Source organism: Dyadobacter sp. (genome assembly GCF_051859145.1).
Classification (GTDB): Bacteria; Bacteroidota; Bacteroidia; order Cytophagales; family Spirosomataceae; genus Dyadobacter.
This window is the reverse complement of record NZ_JBHYGF010000009.1, coordinates 7,535-15,959: the sequence shown is the minus strand read 5'-3', so window position 1 is coordinate 15,959 and position 8,425 is coordinate 7,535. Positions and strand designations below refer to the sequence as shown.

Genomic DNA, 8,425 nt, shown 5'->3' with positions numbered 1-8,425 from the left:
GAGGTTGAGAATCGCCTTGATAAAATTGACGCTCGTCTTGAAAAATTAGAAACGCGGTTTGATAATCTTGAGACCCGGTTCGATAGATTTGAAGCGCGGTTTGATCATTTCGAAACCAAAATGTATCAGCGGTTTGATGAATTGATTATGCTGGTCAGAAGTATGAAAAATTAAAATGTCCTCACACCAAATAGTAAAAGAAAAGCAGGAGCCTGCGCTGATTATCGCCAACGGAGAAGCATGCAGTGAAGAACTGCTCGGGCAGCTGCTTGAATGGAGCCCGTTTATTGTTGTGCTGGACAATGCAATTTACCGCGTGTTGGAGCTCGGTATCAAGATTGATGTTTGGCTGGGCGATTTTGACGATCCACATGATTTTGAAGCAATCCGGGAGCGACAGCATCCCATTGAAATTGTTAATACACCGGACACGGAGAAAACAGATCTGGAAAAAGGCATTGATTTCCTGATCGAGAGAGGCTTTCCGGCAGCTAACATCGTGTGGGCAACCGGCCGGCGCGCAGATCACGCGATTACAAATATTACGAACCTGGTACGCTATAAAGACCACATTCGTCTTGTAATGTTCGACGATTATTCCAAAATCTTCCCGCTTACCGGAACCTTCGAAAAATGGTATGTGGCTGGTACACCTATTTCGCTTATACCTGTCGGCGTTGTTGAGGGTATCGAGACTTCCGGACTGAAGTACAATTTAAATGATGAAATCCTCACCCTTGGCCACCGGGCTGGCAACAGTAACGAGGCCGAAGCTGATGGTCTGGTGAGGATCTCTGCCAAAACCGGCGATATGCTGATTATGGAATGCTGGGATTTATAAAGAAGCTTTGATCTCCTTTGCCTCTACATAAAAATTAGGGTCAACGATCAGGGTTTTACCTTCTTTTACTTTCATTGTTTTCCATCCAGTTGTAGGGCTGATGAATTCTTCCTTCCCTGACCCGATCTGCACTTTTACCGGCATATCAAAGCCTTCAACTACATTGGACCATCGATATTGCAGACCTTTTGCTCCAAATGCATATTCCAATGTAGGAATCCGGGTATCGCGCAGATATTGATCAAATACTTTACCCAGCTTTTTGCCCGACTTTTCACTTACATAATTCTCGATCTGAGCACCGTCCACTGTTTGGTGGTAGAAAGTTTTGTTTAATCCCCGCAAAACCTGTCTCCACTTTTCATCATCATTTACAATCTGGCGGATCGTGTGCAGCATATTACCGCCTTTGTAGTACATATCTTTTGAACCTTCCTGGTTGACGCCGTAAATTCCTACGATCGGCGTTTTATTCTCAATCATCTTTCTGGTTCCGATTACATATTCCGCACCTGCCTTTTTACCAAAATAATATTCAGTATACAGGTTTTCCGAGTAGTTGGTGAAACTCTCGTGGACCCACATATCTGCCACATCTTTATAGGTAATGTTGTTAGCAAACCATTCATGCCCACTTTCGTGAATGATAATGAAATCCCATTTCAACCCCCAGCCGGTGCCGGAAAGATCCTTTCCACGATAACCCATTTTATATCCATTTCCATAAGTAACCGAACTCTGGTGCTCCATTCCCAAATAGGGAACTTCCACCAGCTTGTAACCGTCTTCGTAAAAAGGGTAGGGGCCAAACCAATGTTCGAAAGCTTTCAACATCATCGGTGCCTGCTTAAATTGCTCTTTCGCTTTTTCGAGATTTTGGGGAAGAACATAGTAGCTTAGGTTCAACTCGCCTTTTTCGCCTTTGTAAGTCTCCTTCCAGCTCACATATTCGGCCACATTCATATTCACCCCGTAATTATTAATAGGGTTTTTTACTGCCCAGTTGAAAGTGCGGGTATTATCATCATTGTCCACAACCGATAGCAGATTTCCGTTGGAGACGTCGGTCATGTTCTTTGGTACCGTAATGCTGATTTTCATGCTGTCGGGCTCATCGTACATGTGGTCTTTACAAGGCCACCAAACGCTGGAACCCAAACCCTGACAGGAAGTAGAGATCATGGTATTGCCTTTTCCATCTGGTATCCATTGCACGCCACCGTCCCACGGCGGATTTTTGGCGAGCCGCGGCTTACCCGAATAGAATACCTCGATATTTTCTGTGTTTCCTGACTCCTGCTTTTTCTTCAAATCGATAAAGAATGCATTCCCGTCGCGCCTGAATTCCAGCGACTCGCCATCCTGGGTAACTTTGCTGATTTGAAGCGGCTGCTGCAAATCAACCTGCATGCTTTGATTAGGTTGGAGAACCTTATAAGTAATAGAGGTGCTGCCGGTCAAAGTACTGTCTTTGGTATTGGGCGTGACTTTGAGATGGTAATAAGTCAAATCCCACCACGCGCGTTGCGGTGTAATCGCGCCCCGCAATGTATCGGCATGCGTAAATTTCTGATTTTGTGAAAAGCCGGAAGTTGCCGCAGATAGCAGGAGTAGCAACATGGAATGGCGTAGTTTCATTCGGTAGGTTTTGGATTAATTATTTATTCAGTACTTCCATATCATTCAGCTCCGGCCCGCCTCCCCGGTTGGCGGAGCCTGCTGCAACGTAAATTTTTTTATTCAGTATTACTGCACCTGTACCGTGGCGCCCCTGGTGCAGCGCAGGTAACTTCTCCCATTTGTTTGTCTTGGGGTTGAATGCTTCCACTTCATTGTGTGCTTCGACATGAGCAGTGCTTTCTCCTCCGATTACAACGATCTTGTTATCATAAGCCACTGTCATATTCCCTGCCCGCAATGTAGGAAGGTTGTTTTCAGCAGGAAGGGTAGTCCATTTATTTGTTTTAAAATCAAAAACATCTACTTCCGCGATCACGGTATTCAGTACCTGATTGATTCTAGCGGTGGATAACCTTCCGCCGGCAACATACATTTTATCATTTAATACTGCCACCTGAACATGGTCTCTTGGGCGCGGAGCATCGGGCAGCGTTTTCCAGGTACTAGTAGCGGGATCAAACTCGTCGAACCAGGTAACCTGTCCATCCCAATGTCCGTCCTGAATACCGCAGACGAGGTAAATCTTGTCGTTCATGACAAACGCACCTGCCGCGCCTCTGCGCCTGTTCTCGGGAATAGGTGCGCCTTTCCGCCATTCGTTTTTAACAGGATTGAAAATGTAAATGTCAGGAATCGGGATCTCGTGGGGATACCCTCCTGTAAAAGCGCCCAACACATAAATTTCATTCTTATAAGTGATGGCCTGAAAGTGGCTCATTTCAAGCGGACTTGGCGCCAGACTTGTCCATGCATCTTTTTTGAAATCATATTCGTCGACTGGCTTAATACCCCGTCCTCCCAAAAGGTATAGCTTTCCATTGGCAGTGGCCATTGCATTTTCATGCCGCTTTACGGGAAGGTTCTCCGGCTCCGAAACCTGCCATATCTGTGCATTTGCACAAGCAAAAATGAGATTGAACAAGAAGATACAGGAGATCTCAGGATAGCGGAATTTCATAGCCAAAAGTGATTGTGAGGATTAGAAATGCATATTTTTTGCGGCTCATTCTCAAAAAAGCACCATCAAGATACAATTATATTCCTTAAAATCGAAAGACCAGCCAGTGGCTGGTCTTTCGGTTAATTTAGGTCAAAAACTCGTCAATTTTTACTACTTACCTGCAATGCGGGACTTTCGAATCCAAGCTTTTTCAAGCCTGACTGAATGTCGCGGTCTTTCATAAAGAGCTTCCAGAGCAAGCCGGTGCGGTAGTTCTCGATCATCACGATAATCGGTCCCTGATCTATGGCAAGATGTGATTTTGCATACCAGTTTTGCGATTCGTTAAATGCATCCACAAAACCATATTCACTCCAAAGCTTGTCTCCCAGATCATCATAAAAGTGACGCAACGCCTTCATTGATTCTTTTGGAGTGTACGGGAATGAAGAAAGTGCGGCGGTAGGTGTAATCGTACCGAAATCGTTTGTCGGAGAATGCGCATTGTACCCGTTATAGGTATCACTGGCAGTAAGTCCCCAGCTATTTTCACCATAGCCTTTGAACTTGCCGGGATTGGCCACGCAATGTTTATAGTTGATCAAGGTATGGTTTACATTCTGCTCCCAATAATCAGCATACTGGTCTTTTAGCTGTCGCGGATCCAGTCCCAGAAATGAATAATGCGCGAAAAACAATGGACCGCCGTAATCGAACCCAAGCGGCAGCTTCACGCCATAGTATTCTTTTCCATTTTTAAAATGGTCACTTTGAGCCCAGCACTTATGGTAAACTTGTGCGGAAACCGGATAGCGGGGTGAAGCCGCAGCGAGTATGTGCGTAATCAAAGCTTCATTATATCCACGGAGCTCGAAGTTCATCGCCCAGCCGTGGTTAGGGCTCCAATGCCAGTAAAGCTGGTTTGCATTTCCCTGCGTATACCAATCCCATTCAGCTTCGCTCCACAACCATTGAATGCGGTTTCGGAGATCGCGCTCTACGTCGCTTTCGCCGTCAAAATACTGTCTTGCAGCAAGCAATCCCTGGAACAGAAATGACGATTCGACCAGGTCACCACCATCGTCTTTTCTACCGAAAGGGATAGTCTTTCCGGTTGCTCCATTGAGCCAGTGTGGGAAAATACCATGGTAACTATCCGCTTTGGAAAGGAACTTCACCATCTTCAACAAGCGAGCGGCTACGGAGTCACGTGGCTGCCACTTTCTTTCGGCTGCAACGATCATTGCCATAATACCAAAACCGGTTCCGCCAGTGGTTACTACCTCGTCGCCATACTCAAAAGCGACATTGCTTCGCTCGCGTGACATGCCGCTTACCGGGTGACCGAATTCCCAGAAGTAGCGGAATGTTTGCTTCTGGACTAATTCAAGTAAGGCGGTATCCGACAAGTTTTTTGGGCGATCAGCAGCATTGAATGCTACTGTTTTTGCAGGGGTATTCTTCTTCCTTTGTGCATTGCTATCCACGTTTGTGAAGAGCAATAATATTCCGAGAAGGTAATAGCAGGATAACTTCATGATTGAGTAGTTAAGAGTTCAATTAATGTTGGGACTTGTGAATCCCAGCTTTTTGAGGCCGGATTTAACTTCCGGATTGGTCATAAACAGCTTCCAGGGCAGTCCGCTTCTGTGATTTTCGATCATTACGATGATAGGACCTTGGTCTATCGCCAGGTAAGAATCTGCAAACCAGAGGTCTTTCAATGAAAATGCATCATGGAACCCGTATTCGCCCCATATCTTGTCGCCAAGTTTATAATAGAAGAACTTCAAAGCCTTCATCGACTCTGCCGGCGTGTAGGGGAATGAAGATAGCGCCGCAGTAGGTGTAATAACGCCTTTGTCGCTGGCAGGGGAGTTGGCGTTGTATCCACCAGGAATGTCGCTGGCAGACAATCCCCAGCATTGATCGCTGTATCCATAGAATGCGCGTGGATTAGCGATGCAATAATTGTGATTGATTAATGAATGATTTTTGTTTTGGGTAAAATAGGATGCGTACTGATCTTGAAGACCAGTCGGGTTTAACCCCAGAAAAGAGTAATGTGAAAAGAACAACGGACCTCCGTAAGGTTCACCCAGCGGTAACTGAATGTTAAAGTAGCTGTTTCCATTCTTCAACCCGCCGGAATTGGCCCAGCCTTTATCATACACTTCCTTTGAAATACTGTGCGTAGGAGAGGAAGCGGCGAGCACGTAAGTAATCAGCGCCTCGTTCCAGCCCCGGATCTGGTGGTTCATATCCCAGCCAAAAGTGGGACTCCAATGCCAGTACAGTACATTTTCATTATTCTTTGTAAACCAATCCCATTCCACTCCCTCCCAGATCGCAGTAATATCGGCCCGCAGTTTAATTTCGGCTGCATTATTTGCATTGAAATACTGCCTGGCTGTAAGCAGCCCCTGAATTAAAAAGGAAGTTTCTACTAAATCAGCCCCATTATCCTTTTCACTAAAAGGGACTACCGAACCTGTTGCTCCATTTAGCCAGTGAGGAAATGCGCCGTGAAATTTTTGCGTTTTGTCTTTCAGAAATGCAGTAATCTTCTGCATTCTTTCCAGGCCGGCTGCCCGGGTAATAAACTTCCGCTCTATTGCCACCGGAATGGTCATGATGCCAAACCCGCTTCCGCCACTTGTAACTACGTCGCCCGAGCTATTTCGTTCCCTCGCGAGTCCGCTCACCGGATGTGCGAAGTCCCAGAAGTATTTGAAGGTTTGCTGTTGTACCAAAGTGAGCAATGCATCATCTGTGATCACCGGAAATTTGTCGGTACTATCAAGCTGAGTTTGCAGATTTAGAGTAACGGTATTAGCAAGCGTCGCATTGGACTTTGATTTCAGTGCCGAAGTAGCCGAAACTGTATATGCTTGGAGGAATTGGAGATTGCCGGTTGGCACAATTACGACGGTACTATCTCCATTTTCAAGCGTAGCAGAGAATGGGACCTTTTCACCTGAGTTTGCTACGAAAGTAAGTCCGCTGGCAAGAGTCGCGTCATTGAGGGCGGAAGAAAATGTGAACCGGAGATTAGGTCTCAGGTTCACATTTGCGTATTCATAACCTGAAAATGTACCATTTACATTCAGGCTGCTTAATGTGAAAGAGGAGGGTTTCGCCGGAGCGGCTGGCTCAGGATTATCCTTAGTATTACAGGAAATCCCAAACCAGGTCAAAGCTCCGAGAAGAACTAATTTTCTGAAAGGCATTATTTCTTTTAAACCCATTCACTCACTGTTCACTTCAATTAATAACCGGGGTTCTGTACCAGCAGTCCGCCGCTCAGGTCAATTTCGTTCTGAGGGATTGGCCAAACTTCGTTCTTGTTCGCTTTCCAGCCTTTTGGTCCAAAGATTTGTGCAGCTCTTCCCTGGCGGATCACGTCAAAATATCTGTCAAACTCCATCGCCAGCTCAACATGCCGCTCGTGCCAGATCGCATTCCGCAAGGCCGCTTTGTTTGTCGTTGTAACCTTTGGCAATACATTTTTCAAAGTACCTCTTGCACGGGCGCGCACCATTTCGAGAGACGCCAGAGCCTGAGTAGTATTTCCGAGTTCATTAGCAGCCTCCGCATTCATGAGCAATACTTCTGCGTACCGTATCACGCGGATGTTTTGCTGAGCACCTTCGTTAAAGCCGTTGATAAACATGCTGAATGGAACGTAGGATTTCTGGTTGTACATAGGATTGTCGCCAACTGCAGGTATCTTATCGCCTGCGGGAGTTGTTTCGCCACGGAAAATGATCGTTGCATCACGTCTGGGGTCACCCGTTTCGAATGAATCAGCCAATGCCTGTGTAGGTACATTGAAGCCCCAGCCTCCGCCTACTACACCACGTACCCCCTGCACCTGCGAGTATTGCGAGTTAGACACATCTTTGTTCGACTCAACCAATGCATTCTGTATCTCAAAAATTGACTCAACAGAATTCTCATTCGGAACGCGGAAAAGCGATTCGTACGAAGGAAAAAGTGAATATTGTCCCGAAGCAATAACCTGGTTGGTCAGGTCAAATACCTGCTGCCATTTAGCCTGGTACATCGCAACTTTTGCGTAAAGGGACTGCGCAGCTCCTTTTGTCGCGCGACCCACGTCCGCTGCACCATAGCTCACCGGCAATGCTGCTGCTGCGTCAGTCAGATCCTGTTCAATAGCCGCGTAAACTTCCGCTTTCGGAGTGCGGGGAATGTTGTATTCAGTAGCATCCTTCGGTAATGTCAAGCGAAGCGGTACGTCACCAAAAGCTCTTACCAGACGGAAGTAAGAATACGCACGGACAAATTTGGCTTCCGCAATGTAGCGGGTTTTCAATGCCTCGTCCATACTGATCGCCGGAATGTTGGTAATTACCTGATTCGCGTAGTTGATGTTCTGGTACTGTCCTTCCCAGAACCCAGACAGCTGTCCATCTGTCGATCCTACCGTAAATTGATCGTATTGATTAAAGAACGGCGCATCAGAAGCAGTCGAACCTTTTTCAGCATCGTCGGAGCCTACACTTTCAATGGAAATTGCAGCAAATGCTGTGTTGTTCCAGTTACGAAGATTGGCATACATCGCATTGACCGCCTTTGTTGCATCTCCTTCATTTTGCCAAAAAACGGCACCAGCCTGTTTTCCCTGCGGGTCTGTGTCCAGGAAGCTTTCACTGCAAGCCGCTGGAATGAGCAGCATACCAGCCAGCCCGAAATACATGCCGGCTTTTCTGATATGATTTTTAAGATTTATATGATTCATGTTGATTCTGATATTAGAAAGTAACATTGATACCGAAGTTGTAAGTAGCCGAAAGCGGATACACGTTCGCGTCAATTCCAGCTTGCGTCGGCTTGTTCTCATTTGCTCTTACTTCCGGCGACAAGCCTTTGTATTTGAAGAAGTTAAAAGCATTCTGCGCGTTCGCATAGATTCTCAGCTTGCGGATTTTCAGCTTTTCGTT

7 protein-coding genes are annotated in these 8,425 nt (G+C 46.2%); 1 reads left to right on the top strand and 6 read right to left on the bottom strand.

Annotated features, from left to right (window positions below; genetic code table 11):
- The first annotated feature begins 175 nt into the window (after window positions 1–175).
- Window positions 176–841, top strand: coding sequence for a thiamine diphosphokinase (locus tag ACTIE6_RS01125; protein ID WP_439554876.1), 666 nt, complete (start codon window positions 176–178; stop codon window positions 839–841).
- On the opposite strand, the gene ACTIE6_RS01120 is transcribed toward ACTIE6_RS01125, so the two are convergent.
- From ACTIE6_RS01120 to ACTIE6_RS01095, 6 genes are all read right to left on the bottom strand, one after another.
- Window positions 836–2,479, bottom strand: a complete 1,644-nt coding sequence (locus ACTIE6_RS01120; RefSeq protein ID WP_439554875.1) for a M1 family metallopeptidase — start codon at window positions 2,477–2,479, stop codon at window positions 836–838. The two genes, ACTIE6_RS01125 and ACTIE6_RS01120, sit on opposite strands and share 6 nt — an antisense overlap.
- 19 nt (window positions 2,480–2,498) lie before the next feature.
- On the bottom strand, window positions 2,499–3,479 hold the full coding sequence (locus tag ACTIE6_RS01115; RefSeq protein ID WP_439554874.1) for a Kelch repeat-containing protein: 981 nt from the start codon (window positions 3,477–3,479) through the stop codon (window positions 2,499–2,501).
- 143 nt (window positions 3,480–3,622) lie between these two features.
- Complete coding sequence (locus tag ACTIE6_RS01110; RefSeq protein ID WP_439554873.1) at window positions 3,623–4,999, bottom strand: glucoamylase family protein; 1,377 nt, start codon at window positions 4,997–4,999, stop codon at window positions 3,623–3,625.
- A gap of 18 nt (window positions 5,000–5,017) precedes the next feature.
- The gene (locus ACTIE6_RS01105) at window positions 5,018–6,691 is read right to left on the bottom strand and encodes a glucoamylase family protein (protein WP_439554872.1); all 1,674 of its coding nucleotides are present in this window, start codon (window positions 6,689–6,691) and stop codon (window positions 5,018–5,020) included.
- Window positions 6,692–6,729: 38 nt separating this feature from the next.
- Window positions 6,730–8,223 carry a RagB/SusD family nutrient uptake outer membrane protein gene (locus ACTIE6_RS01100; protein WP_439554871.1) on the bottom strand — a complete coding sequence of 498 codons (1,494 nt, stop codon included), beginning with the start codon at window positions 8,221–8,223 and terminating at the stop codon, window positions 6,730–6,732.
- A gap of 13 nt (window positions 8,224–8,236) precedes the next feature.
- On the bottom strand, window positions 8,237–8,425 hold a 189-nt coding region (locus tag ACTIE6_RS01095; protein ID WP_439554870.1), incomplete at its 5' end, for a hypothetical protein.

What these genes read in the sequence shown, in the direction of transcription:
- ACTIE6_RS01105 (WP_439554872.1), bottom strand. Translation starts at nt 6,691, where the DNA reads ATGCCTTTCAGAAAATTAGTTCTTCTCGGAGCTTTGACCTGGTTTGGG.
- ACTIE6_RS01115 (WP_439554874.1), bottom strand. Translation starts at nt 3,479, where the DNA reads ATGAAATTCCGCTATCCTGAGATCTCCTGTATCTTCTTGTTCAATCTC.
- ACTIE6_RS01120 (WP_439554875.1), bottom strand. Translation starts at nt 2,479, where the DNA reads ATGAAACTACGCCATTCCATGTTGCTACTCCTGCTATCTGCGGCAACT.
- ACTIE6_RS01110 (WP_439554873.1), bottom strand. Translation starts at nt 4,999, where the DNA reads ATGAAGTTATCCTGCTATTACCTTCTCGGAATATTATTGCTCTTCACA.
- ACTIE6_RS01100 (WP_439554871.1), bottom strand. Translation starts at nt 8,223, where the DNA reads ATGAATCATATAAATCTTAAAAATCATATCAGAAAAGCCGGCATGTAT.
- ACTIE6_RS01125 (WP_439554876.1), top strand. Translation starts at nt 176, where the DNA reads ATGTCCTCACACCAAATAGTAAAAGAAAAGCAGGAGCCTGCGCTGATT.